The 15700-nt window shown below is 67.3% G+C and carries 14 protein-coding genes; 5 read left to right on the forward strand and 9 right to left on the reverse strand.

Going from position 1 to position 15700, the window contains the following annotated elements:
• Position 1 precedes the first annotated feature (1 nt).
• From C1I89_RS09010 to C1I89_RS09030, 5 genes are all read right to left on the reverse strand, one after another.
• Entirely contained in the window at positions 2–700 is a 699-nt protein-coding gene (locus C1I89_RS09010; RefSeq protein ID WP_102772424.1) for an ABC transporter ATP-binding protein, read from the reverse strand.
• Entirely contained in the window at positions 697–1476 is a 780-nt protein-coding gene (locus C1I89_RS09015) for an ABC transporter ATP-binding protein (RefSeq protein ID WP_102772425.1), read from the reverse strand. Before C1I89_RS09015 ends, C1I89_RS09010 begins: the two co-directional genes overlap by 4 nt.
• The gene (locus C1I89_RS09020; RefSeq protein ID WP_102772426.1) at positions 1473–2459 is read right to left on the reverse strand and encodes a branched-chain amino acid ABC transporter permease; all 987 of its coding nucleotides are present in this window, start codon (positions 2457–2459) and stop codon (positions 1473–1475) included. The genes C1I89_RS09015 and C1I89_RS09020 overlap by 4 nt, the downstream gene beginning before the upstream one ends.
• A complete protein-coding gene (locus tag C1I89_RS09025) occupies positions 2459–3316 on the reverse strand; it encodes a branched-chain amino acid ABC transporter permease (protein WP_102772427.1) in 858 nt (285 codons plus the stop codon). Before C1I89_RS09025 ends, C1I89_RS09020 begins: the two co-directional genes overlap by 1 nt.
• Positions 3317–3382: 66 nt before the next feature.
• The gene (locus C1I89_RS09030) at positions 3383–4591 is read right to left on the reverse strand and encodes an ABC transporter substrate-binding protein (protein WP_102772428.1); all 1209 of its coding nucleotides are present in this window, start codon (positions 4589–4591) and stop codon (positions 3383–3385) included.
• Between the two features lie 249 nt (positions 4592–4840).
• On the opposite strand from C1I89_RS09030, the gene C1I89_RS09035 reads away from it, so the two are divergent.
• Together C1I89_RS09035 and acnA are read left to right on the forward strand one after the other, a co-directional pair.
• Positions 4841–5680 carry a FadR/GntR family transcriptional regulator gene (locus tag C1I89_RS09035; RefSeq protein WP_102772429.1) on the forward strand — a complete coding sequence of 280 codons (840 nt, stop codon included), beginning with the start codon at positions 4841–4843 and terminating at the stop codon, positions 5678–5680.
• A 269-nt stretch (positions 5681–5949) separates the two neighbouring features.
• A complete protein-coding gene (gene acnA / locus C1I89_RS09040; protein ID WP_102772430.1) occupies positions 5950–8655 on the forward strand; it encodes an aconitate hydratase AcnA in 2706 nt (901 codons plus the stop codon).
• A gap of 189 nt (positions 8656–8844) precedes the next feature.
• Here the strand turns inward: acnA and C1I89_RS09045 are convergent, their stop codons facing one another.
• Complete coding sequence (locus tag C1I89_RS09045; RefSeq protein ID WP_102772431.1) at positions 8845–9621, reverse strand: DODA-type extradiol aromatic ring-opening family dioxygenase; 777 nt, start codon at positions 9619–9621, stop codon at positions 8845–8847.
• Positions 9622–9831: 210 nt separating this feature from the next.
• On the opposite strand from C1I89_RS09045, the gene C1I89_RS09050 reads away from it, so the two are divergent.
• From C1I89_RS09050 to efp, 3 genes are all read left to right on the forward strand, one after another.
• Entirely contained in the window at positions 9832–11034 is a 1203-nt protein-coding gene (locus tag C1I89_RS09050) for a DUF2863 family protein (protein ID WP_102772432.1), read from the forward strand.
• Positions 11035–11047: 13 nt separating this feature from the next.
• A complete protein-coding gene (gene earP, locus C1I89_RS09055; protein ID WP_102772433.1) occupies positions 11048–12160 on the forward strand; it encodes an elongation factor P maturation arginine rhamnosyltransferase EarP in 1113 nt (370 codons plus the stop codon).
• A gap of 154 nt (positions 12161–12314) precedes the next feature.
• On the forward strand, positions 12315–12875 hold the full coding sequence (gene efp / locus C1I89_RS09060; RefSeq protein ID WP_102772434.1) for an elongation factor P: 561 nt from the start codon (positions 12315–12317) through the stop codon (positions 12873–12875).
• 149 nt (positions 12876–13024) lie between these two features.
• Here the strand turns inward: efp and C1I89_RS09065 are convergent, their stop codons facing one another.
• The 3 genes from C1I89_RS09065 to C1I89_RS09075 all read right to left on the reverse strand — a co-directional run bounded on the left by C1I89_RS09065 (position 13025) and on the right by C1I89_RS09075 (position 15689).
• A complete protein-coding gene (locus C1I89_RS09065) occupies positions 13025–13483 on the reverse strand; it encodes a DUF1178 family protein (protein ID WP_102772844.1) in 459 nt (152 codons plus the stop codon).
• Positions 13484–13549: 66 nt separating this feature from the next.
• The gene (locus tag C1I89_RS09070) at positions 13550–14260 is read right to left on the reverse strand and encodes a DUF2968 domain-containing protein (RefSeq protein WP_102772435.1); all 711 of its coding nucleotides are present in this window, start codon (positions 14258–14260) and stop codon (positions 13550–13552) included.
• 61 nt (positions 14261–14321) lie between these two features.
• A complete protein-coding gene (locus C1I89_RS09075; protein ID WP_102772436.1) occupies positions 14322–15689 on the reverse strand; it encodes a sigma 54-interacting transcriptional regulator in 1368 nt (455 codons plus the stop codon).
• Between the last annotated feature and the right edge of the window lie 11 nt (positions 15690–15700).

A 15700-nucleotide genomic window follows, 5' to 3' on the forward strand; every position in this document is an offset into this window, starting at 1 on the left:
CTCAGACTCCCACGCCCAGGTAGCGGTCTTTAACGTTCTCGTCCGCCATGAATTCCGCATTGCTGCCCTGGTAGACGATGGTTCCCTGTTCGATGACGAAATGCCGGTCGGCCAGCTGGGTACAGACCTCCAGGTTCTGTTCGACCAGCAGGATGGTGACGCCGGCGCGCTTGATGGACTGGATCTGCGCCACGATTTCCTCGACGATCACCGGCGCCAGGCCTTCGACCGGCTCGTCCAGCATCAGCACGCGCGGATGGTTCATGAGCGCGCGCCCGATGGCCAGCATCTGCTGCTCGCCGCCGGACAACTGGCCGCCGCCGTTCTTGCGCCGCTCCTTCAGCCGCGGAAAGATGCGGTAGACATCTTCCAGCTGCCACGGCGAATCGCGGCGCATGCCCAGCTTGAGGTTTTCCTCCACCGTCAGCAGCTTGAAGATGCCGCGGTGTTCGGGCACCAGGCACACGCCCATGGCGGCGATGCGGTGGGCCGGCAGCCCGGCGATGTCGCGCCCGCCGAAGCGCACCGCGCCGGCCTTGGGCGCGATCACGCCGGCGATGGTCTTGAGCGTGGTGGACTTGCCCGCGCCGTTGCGCCCCAGCAGCGTGACCACCGTGCCCTGCTCCAGCTGCAGCGACACCCCTTGCAGGATGTGGCTCTTGCCGTAGTAGCTGTGTATGGCGTCGACGTCCAGGATCATGCCCGGCCTCCCGTGATCATGTTGCCCAGGTACGCGGCGCGCACCCGTTCGTCGCTGCGGATGGCGCCGGGTGGGCCTTCGACCAGCACCCTGCCCTGCTGCATCACCGTGACGGTGTCGGAGATGTCCATGACGATGTTCATGTTGTGCTCGATCAGCACCACCGTATGGTCGTCGCGCAGGCTGCGGATCAGGCGCTTCATCTCTTCCAGGTCGTCCACCCCCATGCCGGAGGTGGGCTCGTCCAGGAAGATGGCGCGCGGCCGCGCGGCCAGCGCCATGCCCACTTCCAGGCGTCGCTGCTGGCCGTGCGACAGCGCGCCGGCGGCCACCTGCGCCAGGCGCGGCAGGCCCAGGCGTTCGAGCGCGGCGTCGACCACCTCGCGCTGCGCCCGCGCCCCGGTCGGCGGATGCCAGCAATCGAACGCGCCGGCGCGGTGCGCGCCCTGCGCCGCCAGCCGCAGGTTCTCGCGCACCGACAGATTGGCGAACAGGCTGGTGACCTGGAAAGAACGGGCGATGCCGCGCTGCACGCGCTGGTGATCGGCCTCCTGCGTGACGTCCTGGCCGTCGAACACGATGCTGCCCTCGCTGGCGCGCAGCGTGCCGGTCAGGATATGGAACAGCGTGGTCTTGCCGGCGCCGTTGGGGCCGATCACCGAATGCACCGTGCGCGGCCGCACCTCCAGGTCGACCCCGTGCAGGGCCACGAACTTGCCGAAACGCTTGACGATGCCGCGCGCCTGCAGGAGCGGCGTGGAAGCAGCCTGGTTCATGCGCGGTTCTCCTCGACGGCGGACTGCCCGCCGGGACGGCGCCGCAGCGCCAGCCAGATGCGTTCGCCCAGGCCCCACAGCCCTTTCTGCATGAACAGGCTGACGGCGATCAGCAGAAAGCCCAGCAGCATCAGCCAGCGCGGCCAGAGCGTGGAGAGCCAGTCGGCGGACAGCACATAGAACGCCGCGCCCAGCACCGAGGCGAACAGATTGCCGGTGCCGCCGATGACGGTCATCACCAGGATCATTTCGCTGCTGTGGTATTCGATGCTGGAGAGCGGCGCGATGCCGGTCATCATGGCCAGGAAGGCGCCGGCCAGCGCCGTCACCGCCCCGGAAATGGCGAAGGCCGCCAGCTTGAACAGGCGCACGTCGTAGCCCACCGCCATGGCGCGCGCCTCGTTGTCGCGGATCGCCAGCAGCGTGCGGCCGAACACCGAATTGGTCACCCGCAGCAACAGCCAGAACACCGCCAGGAAGCACGCGGCCACGAAGGCGTAGAAGCGCCAGGGCGTGTCCAGCGGCAGGATCTCCAGCCCCGCCACCGACAGCGGCGGACGCGGCACGTCCAGCAGGCCGTTGTCGCCGCCGGTCAGATCCGGCAGGCTGTAGGCCAGGAAATAGAACATCTGGGCGAAGGCCAGGGTCAGCATCACGAAATACGCGCCGCGCTGGCGGATCGCGAACCAGCCCACCAGCGTGGCCGCCAGCGCCCCCACCGCCATGGCCGACAGCAGCGCCAGCGGCATCGGCATGCCGGTGCGCGTGAGCAGCAGCCCCGCCGCGTAGCTGCCCAGGCCGAAGAAAATGCCCTGCCCGAACGACAGCAGCCCGGTAAAGCCCAGCAGCAGGTTGCAGCCCAGCACGGCCAGGGCGTAGATCAGCACTTCCGCGGCCAGCGAACCCGACTGCATGACGAGCGGCAGCAGCAGCGCCACGGCCAGCGCCAGCAGCAATTGCGCGTGCGATTTCAAGCGCGTCATCATCCTCTCCCCATCAGGCCGTGAGGCCGCAGCAGCAGAACCGCGGCCATCGCCACATAAATCATCAGCCGCGCGCCTTCCGGCCACAGCGTGCTCATCACGCTCTGCACCACGCCGATCAGAAGGCCGCCGACCAGCGCGCCGAAGAAACTGCCCATGCCGCCGACCACCACGATGACGAAGGCGATGCCCAGGGCCTCCACGCCCATGAAGGGCTCCACCCCGCGGATCGGCGCGGCCAGCACGCCGGCCAGCGCCGCGGTGGCCGCGCCCAGCGCGAACACCAGGCTGAACATGCGGAACACGTTGATGCCCAGCATCGACACCATCTCGGTGGACTCGCTGCCGGCGCGCACCGCGCTGCCCAGCCGCGTGCCTTCCAGCACGTACCAGAGCAGCAGCGAGAACACGGCGGTGAAGCCGATCACGAACAGGCGGTACTTGGGATAGATGAAGCTGCCCCACATCACCACGCCCTGCAGCGAGGCCGGCACGGCCACGTTGTCGCCGATCGGCCCCCACACCACGATGACCAGTTCCTGCAGCACCAGGGCCAGGCCCACGGTGATGAGGATGTGGAACTCGTGCGCCTGCGCGTAGACGTGACGCAGCACGATTTTTTCGGCGGCCCAGGCGCATGCGCCCACCAGCAGCGGCACCACCGCCAGGGCCAGCCAGAAGTCCAGCCCCCATTCGATGGCCTGGAAGCAGAAGTAGGCGCCCAGCAGATAGAACGCCCCGTGGGCGAAGTTCACGAAGCGCAACAGACCGAAGACGATGGACAGGCCGACTGCCAGCAGGAAGTACAGCATGCCCACTCCGATCCCGTTGATGACCTGGAGCAGATAGACGTTCATGGAAAAGCCCGGAAGAAGTGGCGCCGGGCCGCGGGACGGCGCCCGCGGCCTCCCTGGGTCGGGCTGCTAGAGCTTGCAGCCGGTTTCCGCGGGCGGCAGGAACGAGCGGCCGCTATGCACGATCTCGGCGTAGTCGTCCTTGTCCTTCATGTCCTTCTTGGCGCGTCCCTTGAGCAGGTAGTAGTTCTTCATGACCTGGTGGTCGGCCTTGCGGATCTCCTCCGGCCCGGTCAGCCCTTCGTAGGCCATGCCTTCCATCACGGCGACCACCTTGGCCGGGTCGGCGCTGCCGGCCTTGACGATGGCGTCGAGCATGATGCGGGTGCAGATGTAGGAGCCCGCCAGGCTGTAGTTGGGATTGGCGCGGGTCTTTTCCCGGGAGAGCTTGACCAGCTCCTTGTTCAGCGGGCTGTCGATGCCGTGCCAGTACTGCGCGCCGAAATACACGCCTTCGCACAGGTCGGCGCCCAGGCTTTCGAACTGCTCCAGGCCGGACGCCCAGGCCACCAGGATGGTGCAGTTCTGCTTCATGCCGAAGCTGACCGCCTGGCGCAGCGTGTCGGACGACTGCGAGCCGAAGTTCAGGATCAGCAGCACGTCGGGCTTGGCGGCCAGCGCGTTGGTGAGGTAGCCGCTGAATTCCTTTTCGGTCAGCGAGTGATAGCTGTTGCCGACGTGCTCGATGCCTTTTTCCTTGAAGATGGCCTTGGCCGCGTTGAGCAGGCCGTCGCCGAACACGTATTGCGGCGTGATGGTGTACCAGCGCTTGGCCTTGGGCAGTTTTTCCAGCAGCGGGCGCACGGTCTGCTCGATGGCGCCGAAGGTCGGCACCGACCAGCGGAAGGTCGCCCGGTTGCAGTCCTTGCCGGTGATCTCGTCGGCGCCGGCGGTGGTGATGAACACGCCGCCGGCGCGCTCGATCTCCTTGCCCATGGCCAGCGCTTCGGACGACAGGATGCCACCGGCGAAGAACTTGACGCCTTTCTGCTGCGAGACTTCCTGCACCTTGCGCACCGCCGTGGCCGGCTTGCCCTCGGTGTCCAGCACGGTATAGGCCAGCGGCCGGTCCAGCGCGCGGCCGTACTGCTCCAGCGCCAGCTTCATGCCCAGGTCGGCGTATTTGCCGTTGGCGGCGAACGGGCCCGACATGGGCACGGGACAGCCGAACTGGATGGCCTCGGCCGTCTTGGCCTGGGCCAGCGCGGACCGGGCGGTCCACAGCGATCCGGGCAAGGCGCCGAGCGCGGCGATTTTCAACAGGTTGCGGCGATTCAAGATGATTCTCCCCTGGACGCCGCGGACTGCCGCCGCGGCATGTTGACGATGTCGGGAGCGCCCCATGCGCGTCCCCCTTCCGACTCTGTCTGCTCCAAGCTGCGGGCCGGCCGGCCCATACCGCGATCCTATTTATCATGATAAATAGGATAATTATCATGATCAGATTGCGGGTCCGGCCCTGTCAATACCGGCCGCATCAGGTATAACCCTGGGCCGCGGCCCAGCCCGCAGCAACGGAGAAACGCGATGGCGTTCGACAGTCAGGACCTACCGGCAGGCGGCATCACGAGTCCGCCCAAGCGCAGCGATCTGGTCGCCGAAGAGATCAAGCGGCTGATCACCGCCAAGAACCTGCTGCCCGGCGACAAGCTGCCGCGCGAAAGCGAGCTGCAGAGCATGTTCTCGGTCAGCAAGAGCACCATGCGCGAGGCGCTCAAGTCGCTGGAGGTGCAGGGGCTGGTTAAGGTCAGCACCGGCCCGGGCGGCGGCGCCACCGTGGTCGAGGTGCCGCTGGACCGCACCTTCCAGCTGATGCAGAACTACCTGTTCTTCAAGGAAGTCAGGATTGAGGACATCTACCAGGTGCGCCGGCTGCTGGAGCCGGAGCTGGCGGCCAGCGCCGTGCCTTTCCTGACCGAGGCGCACTTCGCCGCGCTGCAGGAGAACATCGCGTGCTGCGATCCCAGCGCCGGCCACGTGCACGACCCGCTGGCCCAGCGCCAGGAAGAAATGAACTTCCATGACATCCTGGCGTCGGTCTGCCCCAATCCGTTCCTGCGCTTCAGCTGCGAAATGACCAACGAGATGATCCGGCAGCTGACGGTGTTCGACAACGACATGCCGCTGGCCGAACAGCAGCGCTTCGGCAGCGCCAACACGGGCTTTCACCGCCAGATCCTGGCCGCGGCGCGCGAGCGCGACGTCGAGAAAGTGCGCGCGCTGATGAGCGAGCACATGCAGGACGCGATGCGCTCGGTCAAGCGCATGCACGGCAAGCTCGAAGGCCGCCTGATCCTGGATTCCGAAATGTCGCGGCGCAACGCCGCGCGCAACGTCCGCCGCGTGCGCCGCCGGAAAACGTCCTGATTCTCGCGGCCGGGCCGTCCGCCCGGGCGTTGCCGGCGCGCATACGTCTGTAGGATTTTTCTGGATATATTCCGGGCATCTTGCAGGGTTGGCGCGCATCCGCCACAGTATGGGATCGCGACCGCTGCACGGAACTTTGACGTGCCGTTTAAGTCTTATATAAGATACAAGACACACCACTGCGCGCGGCCTTGTCTCACATACAATGACAAACGCGCAAAAACGCCAGAAAATGCCGGCTTTAGGCGGGCAAAACCACGGAGTCCATCATGCCGCACAACACCCTAGACACTCTCAAGAATTTCAAGATCGGCAGCAAGGCCTGTCAGTACTACTCGCTGCCGGCGCTGGGCAAGGCCCTGGGCATCGACGTGCAGCGGCTCCCGGTCTCGATCCGCATCGTCCTGGAGTCCGTGCTGCGCAACTGCGATGGCAAGAAAGTCACCGAAGAACACGTCCGCCAGCTCGCCAACTGGCAGGCCAACGCCAAGCGCGAAGACGAGATCCCCTTCGTCGTGGCCCGCGTGGTGCTGCAGGACTTCACCGGCGTGCCGCTGCTGGCCGACATCGCCGCCATGCGCTCCGTGGCCGACAAGATGGGCAAGAGCCCCAAGAGCATCGAGCCGCTGGTGCCGGTGGACCTGGTGGTGGACCACTCGGTCATGATCGACTACTTCGGCACCAAGGACGCGCTGGACCTGAACATGAAGCTGGAATTCAAGCGCAACCAGGAGCGCTACCAGTTCATGAAATGGGGCATGCAGGCGTTCGACACCTTCGGCGTCGTGCCGCCGGGCTTCGGCATCGTCCACCAGGTCAACCTTGAATACCTGGCCCGCGGCGTGCACCACGACAAGAAGAACAACGTCTACTACCCCGACTCCCTGGTGGGCACCGACAGCCACACCACCATGATCAACGGCATCGGCGTGGTCGGCTGGGGCGTGGGCGGCATCGAGGCCGAAGCCGGCATGCTGGGCCAGCCCGTCTACTTCCTGACCCCCGACGTGGTCGGCGTGGAACTCAAGGGCCAGCTGCGCGGCGGCGTCACCGCCACCGACCTGGTGCTGACCATCACCGAAATGCTGCGCCGCGAAAAAGTGGTGGGCAAGTTCGTCGAATTCTGCGGCGAAGGCACGGCCAGCCTGTCCGTGGCCGAGCGCGCCACCATCGGCAACATGGCGCCCGAATACGGCGCGACCATGGGCTTCTTCCCGGTCGACGAGCGCACCATCGACTACTTCCGCGGCACCGGCCGCACCGAAGAGGAAATCGCCGCCTTCGAAGCCTATTTCAAGGCCCAGAAGATGTTCGGCATCCCCAAGGCCAAGGACATCAACTTCACCAAGCTGCTGACGCTGGACCTGTCCACCGTCGCGCCGTCGCTGGCCGGTCCCAAGCGTCCGCAGGACCGCATCGAGATCGGCAACGTCAAGAACACCTTCATCGACCTGTACTCCAAGCCGATCGCCGAAAACGGCTTCAACCAGCCGGCCGAGAAGCTGGAACAGACCTTCACCACCAGCGCCGGCACCAAGATCAAGAACGGCGACATCCTGATCGCGGCCATCACGTCCTGCACCAACACGTCCAACCCCAGCGTGCTGCTGGCCGCCGGCCTGCTGGCCAAGAAGGCCGTCGAAGCCGGCCTCTCGGTGCCCAAGCACATCAAGACCTCGCTGGCCCCCGGATCGCGCGTGGTCACCGAATACCTGACCAAGACGGGCCTGCTGCCCTACCTGGAAAAGCTCGGCTTCGACGTGGCCGCCTACGGCTGCACCACCTGCATCGGCAACGCCGGCGACCTCAGCCCCGACCTGAACGAAGCCATCATCGGCAACGACCTGATCTGCTCGGCCGTGCTCTCGGGCAACCGCAACTTCGAGGCCCGCATCCACCCGAACATCAAGGCCAACTTCCTGGCCTCGCCGCCGCTGGTGGTGGCCTACGCGCTGGCCGGCACCGTCACGCGCGACCTGATGACCGAACCGGTCGGCCGCGGCAAGAACGGCGACGTCTGGCTGGGCGACATCTGGCCGACCACCGAGGAAATCAACTCGCTGCTCAAGTACGCGCTGGACCCCAAGGCCTTCGAGGCCAACTACGGCCAGGTCAAGAGCAACCCCGGCAAGCTCTGGGAGAACATCAAGGGCGTCAAGGGCGACACCTACAACTGGCCCGACTCGACCTACATCGCCGAGCCGCCGTTCTTCGACGGCTTTGGCATGACGCCGGGCGCGATCCCGACCGTCAAGGGCGCCCGCGCGCTGGGCGTGTTCGGCGACTCGGTCACCACCGACCACATCTCGCCGGCCGGCTCCATCAAGGAAACCTCGCCCGCGGGCAAGTGGCTGAAGGAGAACGGCGTCATGAAGGCCGACTTCAACAGCTACGGCTCGCGCCGCGGCAACCACGAGATCATGATGCGCGGCACCTTCGCCAACGTGCGCATCAAGAACCTCATGATCCCGGCCCTGCCCGACGGCAGCCGTTTCGAAGGCGGCGAAACCCTGTTCCAGCCCACCGGCGAACAGATGTCCATCTATGACGCGGCCATGAAGTACGTGGCGGCCGGCACGCCCACCGTGGTGTTCGGCGGTGAAGAGTACGGCACCGGCTCCTCGCGCGACTGGGCCGCCAAGGGCACCCAGCTGCTGGGCGTCAAGGCCGTCATCACCCGCAGCTTCGAGCGCATCCACCGCAGCAACCTGGTCGGCATGGGCGTGCTGCCCCTGCAGTTCAAGGGTTCCGACAGCGTGCAGTCGCTGGGCATCACCGGCGAGGAAACCTACGACATCTCGGGCCTGGAAAACGGCATCAAGCCGATGCAGGACGTCACGCTGACCATCACCCGCAAGGACGGCTCCAAGCAGGACGTCACGGTGCTGCTGCGCATCGACACCCCGATCGAAGTCGACTACTACCAGCACGGCGGCATCCTGCCCTTCGTGCTGCGCCAGCTGCTGGCGGCCTGATCGGCGGCAGGCTGTACAAAAAACCCCGGGACCGCGAGGTTCCGGGGTTTTTTGCTTTTTGGGTGGGCCGACCGATGGGTGTCGCGCGTTGTATTGCGGTGTTCTTCTATGTGGCGTCTCGCGCTTTACCCATCCTACGGGTTGCAAGGCCAGCGCGCCACCCATCGGCCGGCAAAGCCGGCAACCCCATCAATCGTCGAACGCATACGCGTCCATCGCCAACGCCCCGTACGAGATTTCATCGGTCAAACGGGTGGCCGACGCGCCGCCCGCGCCCAGGGCCACATAGAACGGCATCAGGTGGTCGTCATGCGGATGCGCCTGGGCCGCGCCCGGGGCCTGGGCCTGCCAGTCCAGCAGCGCGGGCAGGTCGCGCGCGGCCAGCCGGCCGGCGTACCAGTCCTGGAAGGCCGGCACGTACGGCAGCGCCGGCGCGTTCTGCGGCATGCGGACGTGGCGCAGGTTGTGGGTCAGAGAACCCGATCCGACGATCAGGATGTCCTCGTCGCGCAGCGGCGCCAGCGCGCGGCCCAGCGCCAGCTGGCCGGCCGCGTCGCGCCCCATGTCCAGCGACAGCTGCACCACCGGCACGTCGGCCTCGGGGTACAGGTAGCGCAGCGGCACCCAGGCGCCGTGGTCCAGCGGGCGGCGCGGATCGTCGGCCGCTTCGATGCCGGATTCCGCCAGCAGGGCCTGCACGCGCGCGGCCAGCGCCGGCGAGCCGGGCGCGCCGTATTGCAGCGTATAGAGTTCCGGCGGGAACCCGCCGAAATCGTGCCAGGCCACCTGGCGGTCGCGGGTCGACAGCGCCAGCCCCTCGCCCATCCAGTGCGGCGACACCACCAGCACGCCCTTGGGCTTGCGGCCTTGCGCGGCGCTCCAGCCCGCCAGCGCGGGGCCGGTCAGGCCGGGTTCGACGGCCAGCATGGGCGAGCCGTGGGAAACGAAAAGCGTGGGCCAGCGCATGGCGGGGCCTCCTGATAATGCGTCGATGACAGCATTGTCCGCCGTTTCCAATCAGCAATAAACTACCCACAAAGGGATGATATGTTGCTCATTCAGCATCAATAGGCACGCATGCCCGGCCCGGAGCCCGGCTTGGGGTCGACCGCAAGCGGGGCGTTCCATGGGCGTTAAACTATCGCGTTGCACACTTTCTGGATGTACTCCGAAGTTATGGCCCGATCCCGCAGCCAATCCACTCCCCGCATGTCGCGCGACGCCACCCGGCTGGTCACGCTGGCCCAGGCGCTGAACCGCTCGGGCAGCCGCCTGGAAGACGTGTTCTGGGAGACCCAGCTTGGCGAAGCGATCCCGAAGCTGCTCAAGGGAGGGCAGGACGCTCCCCTGGAGGCGGCCCTGGACCACCTCGCGCAGAGCGACGTGGGCGCTTATGAAATCCTGATCGAACAGGCTGAAACCCTGTCCGAATCCATGAAGATCGAGAAGAACGGCGTGCGCTACGACGTTCTGCTGATCGTGGCGCCCATCGTCGCCTGGACGCGCTACGCGATTCCCACCGGCTCGATTCCCGCCGGCGCCCAGCAGGCCCTGCTCGCGCAGCTGCACGGGCACGTGCTGTCCAGCAAGGCGCGCAGCGCGCTGATGCCCGTGCTGGTCAGCGTCGACCAGATGCCGCGCACCTTCTCGGAAACCTGGCAGTGGCTGCAGCGCCTGGGCTCGCAGGCGCTGGGCGCCGAGACCGCCAAGCCCTCGCTCAACACCGAGGTCGAGACCGCCAACATGCTGGCCGACACCCGCTACATCGTGGCGGCCGTGGCCGTGCCGGAGAACGAGCCCATCTTCCGCTGGCAGGAACAGATGGGCGAAGCCGACGCCAGCCGCGACGCCAGCCAGCAACAGTGGGCCGCCCAGGCCCAGCCCACGCTGGCCGCCCTGCTGCCCGGCTGCGGCTTCGAAATGCTGCTGCCCGACGCCTATTACGTGAGCAACCGCGAAGCGGACCGGCGCGTGCGCCCGCTGTCGCTGCGCGCGGCGGTCAGCTGGCTCGAAGGCGCGGTCAGCCTCGAGGCCTCGCAGCTGCGCGCGGTGGTGGCCGGCTGCGGCGAAAACCGCATCGACGAATACCGCGTCGGCTTCACGGCCCGCAACAGCAACGACGTCTATTACGGCTGCGTGTGGCCGCTGTACGGCCGCGAGGAAGACCTGCCGGTCGACGAAGGCCAGCCCGACGTGATCGACGAGATCGCGGCGCTGCTCAAGGAATACGGCGTGACCGACGTGCGCCGCATCCCCGGCGTGCTGCCGCCCGAGTACTGCGAAGACTGCGGCGCGCCCTACTTCCCCAACCCGCTGGGCGAACTGGTGCACGCCGAACTGCCCGAGGACGCGGAAGCCTCCCCGGCCAAGTTCCACTAGGCCGCGCGCTGCCATGCGGGCGGACATCTTCTGCCGGGTCGTCGACAACTACGGCGACATCGGCGTGTGCTGGCGCCTGGCCCGCCGCCTGGCGCACGGCCGCGGCTGGGACGTGCGCCTGTGGGTCGACGACCTGGCCAGCTTCGCCCGCATCCAGCCCGGCATCGCGCCCGGCCTGGCGCAGCAGCGGCTGGCCGGCATCGACATCCAGCACTGGAGCGACGCGCCGGACCCCGCCCTGGCCTCGCGCGACGTGGTGATCGAGGCGTTCGCCTGCGATCCGCCCGCGGCGTTCCTGGAAAGCATGCGGCGCCGGCCTCCCGTCTGGATCAATCTGGAATACCTGAGCGCCGAGTCCTGGGTCGAAAGCTGCCATGGCCTGCCCTCGCAGCGGCCGGACGGGCTGGTCAAGCATTTCTTCTTTCCCGGTTTTACCGAAGCCACCGGCGGCCTGCTGCGCGAGCCCGGCCTGTCGGTCGAACGCGACGCGCTGCAGGCCTCGACGGATGCGCAAATCGCGTTCCTGCGTTCGCTGGGCGTGGGCGAGGAGCTGCTGTTGCGCCGCCGCGACGGCGCCCGCACCGTGTCCCTGTTTTGTTATCCCAGTGCGCCGGCGGCCGAGCTGGTCGGCGCGCTGGCGGCCGATCCGCGCCCCAGCGTGCTGCTGGCCCCCGAAGGCGTCGCGCCCGGGCTGGAAGCCGCCTGCGCGGCGCCCGGCGCGCCGCTGCTGGCCCGTCTGCCCTTCGTGGCGCAGCCGGACTTCGACCGCCTGCTGTGGTGTTGCGACCTGAACTTCGTGCGCGGCGAGGATTCTTTCGTGCGCGCCGCCTGGGCCGCGCGCCCGCTGGTCTGGCAGATCTACCCCCAGGACGGCAACATCCACCTGGAAAAGCTGGAGGCCTGGCTGGCGCGCTATCCGGCCCCGGAAACCGCCCAGGCCCTCATCCGCGCCTGGAACCAGCCCGAGCCCGGCCGGACGGCGGCCGCGCTGGCCGCCGCCCTGGCGCCGGATGCCTGGAACGGCTGGGCCGAGGCGGCCCGGGCCTGGGACGCCAGCCAGGCCGCGCGGCCCGACCTGGGCGAAAATCTGGCCGATTTCTGCGCAGAGTTGGCGAAGAAACGTTAGAATAGAGAGTTTTCCGAGAGCCCTGTATTTTGTCGGGCCTCAACTATGACGCCTCCCGGGGTGTGCACTAAGCCCAGGCGCCGGCCTTACGGCCAGCTTCCCGGGGGCTTTCTGCTAGCACGGCGAGTGCACCTATCACCCCGGAGTTTTATCGATGAAAACCGCTCAGGAACTGCGAGTCGGCAACGTGGCCATGGTTGGCAAGGACCCCCTGGTGGTCCAGAAGGCCGAATACAACAAGTCCGGCCGTAACGCCGCCGTGGTCAAGCTGAAGTTCAAGAACCTGCTGACCGGCGCCGCCAGCGAATCGGTCTACAAGGCCGACGAAAAGTTCGAAGTCGTCCAGCTCGACCGCAAGGAGTGCACCTACTCCTACTTCGGCGACCCGATGTACGTCTTCATGGACGAAGAGTACAACCAGTACGAAATCGAAGCCGACAGCATGGGCGACGCCCTGAACTACCTGGAAGAAGCGATGCCCGTGGAAGTGGTCTTCTACGACGGCCGCGCCATCTCGGTGGAACTGCCCACGACCATCGTGCGCGAAATCACCTACACCGAACCCGCCGTGCGCGGCGATACCTCGGGCAAGGTGACCAAGCCGGCCAAGATCAACACCGGCTTCGAACTGAACGTGCCGCTGTTCTGCGCCATCGGCGACAAGATCGAAATCGACACCCGCACCAACGAATACCGCAGCCGCGTCAACAACTGATCGGCCACGGACGAAAAAAATGCCAGACCTTCGGGTCTGGCATTTTTTTTGGCTGGCGGGCCTTTTTGCCGCCGGGCCGCCCCAAGGCAAAAACGCCCCCTCGGGGGGCAGCAAGCACGCGCAGCGTGCGCGGCGTGGGGGCCTTTTCTCTATTGCAGGCGGTCGTCGTCCAGGAAGTCGGGCACGGCCATCACCTCGATGCCTTCGTCGGCCAGCTCGGCGCGCTCCTGCGGCGTGGCGGTGCCGCGGATGGGCCTGTCGTCGGCGTCGCCGGCATGGATGCGGCGGGCCTCTTCGGCAAAGCGCGCGCCGACGTTTTCGGTGTTGCGCAGCACGGCGCGGACCTGGCGCATGACCACGGCCTGCAGCGCCGCCATTTTTTCGGCTTCGCTGGCGTTGGCCGGCAAGGCGGGCCGGGAAGCCGGCTCGTGCAGATTGGCCACGTTCAGCCGCGGCGCCGACAGGCGCTTGGTGATGCTGGCCGACGCACAGACGGGGCACGTGACCAGGCCGCGCGCCTGCTGCGCGTCATAATCTTCGTGCGAACCGAACCAGCCTTCGAAGAGGTGGCCGTGTTCGCACTCGAGGTCGAATACTTTGAGAGCCATGGCATTCATATGGGGTGCAATGGCCAGAATACAAGAAAACGCCGCCCGGCCCGCCCCCGCCTCGGGCTACTTCCCGCGCTTCTGGGCCGGCGCGCCCGCCACCTGGGCCTGCTGGGCCTGCAGCGCGTCGATCTGGCGCTGCAGGTCGCGCAGCTGCTGGCGCACGTCCTTTTCCTGTTCGGCCAGCGCCGTCGCTTCCTGGCGCGACTGTTCCTGGCGCGCGGCGACCTGCTGTTCCTGCTGCAGGCGCAGCGCGCGGTCGGCCTGCAGGGTGCTCAGTTCGGCGCTGCGCGTGGCCAGCAGTTTTTCGGCGTGGGCGGTTTCGGCCTGCAGCTTGATGCGCTTGATGTCCACCTCGGCCAGGTCCGCCGATTGGGCGGCGAAGGCGCGATAGGTCGATTCGGCCTGCTTGTCCGACTGGGTCTTCAGCACGCGCCAGAAATCCTTCTGCTGGAACAGCGCGACGTAATAGGTCAGGTCGTCGGGCTTGAACAGCAGGCTCGCGCCATAGGTGCCGTTATAGGCCGTGCGCAGTTCGGAAACCTGGCGGTTCTGTATCAGCGACTGCAGTTCGGAAACGGTGGACGAGGGCCGCGCGGCCAGCGCCGGCGCGCTCGCCGGCGGCGTCACGGGCGTGGACGCCGCCTGCGTATCCTCCACCTGTTTAACCGTGGGACGCGGCTCCTCGGGCTGCGCCACGGCGCAGGCCGCCAGGCCGGACAGGGCCGTTCCCAACAGCGCCATGCGTGCGGCGCCACGGATAAAGTGGACTTTCATGCCTACCCCAAAAAAAAGTTTGCGGAACTATAGCAATTTATTTCACCAAGGACGCCCGGATTTACACCTCGGCGGCCTCTCCCTGCCCTGCGCCCAGGTGCAGCTTGCGCATTTTTTCCCATAGCACCTTGCGGCTGATTCCCAGCGCGTTGGCGGTGTCCTGGCGGCGCCAGCCGTTGCCGTCCAGCGCCGCCAGGATGCGGGCGCGTTCGGCGCGCTCGGCGTCGGTGAACACCGGCGGCTCGCACTGCGCGCCGGCGGCCGCCAGCGGCTCGGCGAGCTGGCCGAAGATGCGTTCGATGCGCGGCGGGTCCCAGGCATCGAGCTGGCGCCGCATGATGGCCACGCGCTCGGCCACGTTGGACAGTTCGCGCACGTTGCCGGCGAAGCGCGTCTGCGCGACGCGCTCCAGCAGCCACGCGGGCGGCTCGTCCGGCGCGCCCAGCCGCTCCAGCAGGGCGCGGAAGATCGCCGCCTTCTCGGCGCCGCCGCGCTCGTCCAGGTTGGGGATGCGCAGTTCGATCACCGCCAGCCGGTAATACAGGTCGGCGCGGAACTCCTCCTGCCCCACCAGGGCGCGCAGGTCCTTGTTGGTGGCGGCGACCAGGCGGAAGTCCACCGGCACTTCCACCGTCGAGCCCAGGCGCGTCACGCTGTTCTGCTCCAGCACGCGCAGCAGCTTGACCTGCTGGTAGCGCGGCAGGTCGCCGATCTCGTCCAGGAACAGCGTGCCGCCGTGGGCCTGTTCGAAATAGCCCTTGTGCGCGCCGATCGCGCCGGTGAACGCGCCCTTGGCGTGGCCGAAGAAATGCGCCTCGAACAGGCCTTCGGGAATGGCGCCGCAGTTCACCGCCACGAAGGGGCCGTCCGACCACGGCGCGCGCTCGTGCAGCAGGCGCGCCACGCGCTCCTTGCCCACGCCGGTTTCGCCGTGGATCAGCACGTTGCTGCGGCAGTCGGCGTACAGCTCGGCTTCGGCCAGCAGTTCGCGCATCGGCGCAGACACCGCGATCAGCGGCTGTTCGCGCCGGGGCGCGGCGCGCTTGACCTGGTCCAGCACGCCCAGCAGTTCGAACAGCAACTTGCGCAGATCGGAGGCGGTGAACGACGGCGGCAGCGTGTACGAGTATTCGGGCGGGTAGTAGCGCGGATCGCGCCCGCGCGCCTCGGACGCCACCCAGATGATGGGCAGGCCCTGCGCGGCCAGCCAGTCGTAGCCGCTGAAGCGCGTATCGCCCATCACCGACACCGACACCAGGGCCACCGCCGGCCGTCCGGCATCGCGCGGTGGCGGAAAGGCCGTGCCGGCGTCGGCCCGCAGCAGCGCCACGTCCATGCCGGCCAGGCAACGCTCGGCGCGGCTGGCGATGTCGGAGGTGCCCTCCCAGACATAGAGATCGAATTCGTCGCGCATGAATTTCTGGCTCATGGCGCGAACCT

Origin of the sequence: Achromobacter pulmonis (assembly GCF_002885955.2) — a bacterium.
Taxonomy (GTDB): Bacteria; Pseudomonadota; Gammaproteobacteria; order Burkholderiales; family Burkholderiaceae_B; genus Achromobacter; species Achromobacter pulmonis_A.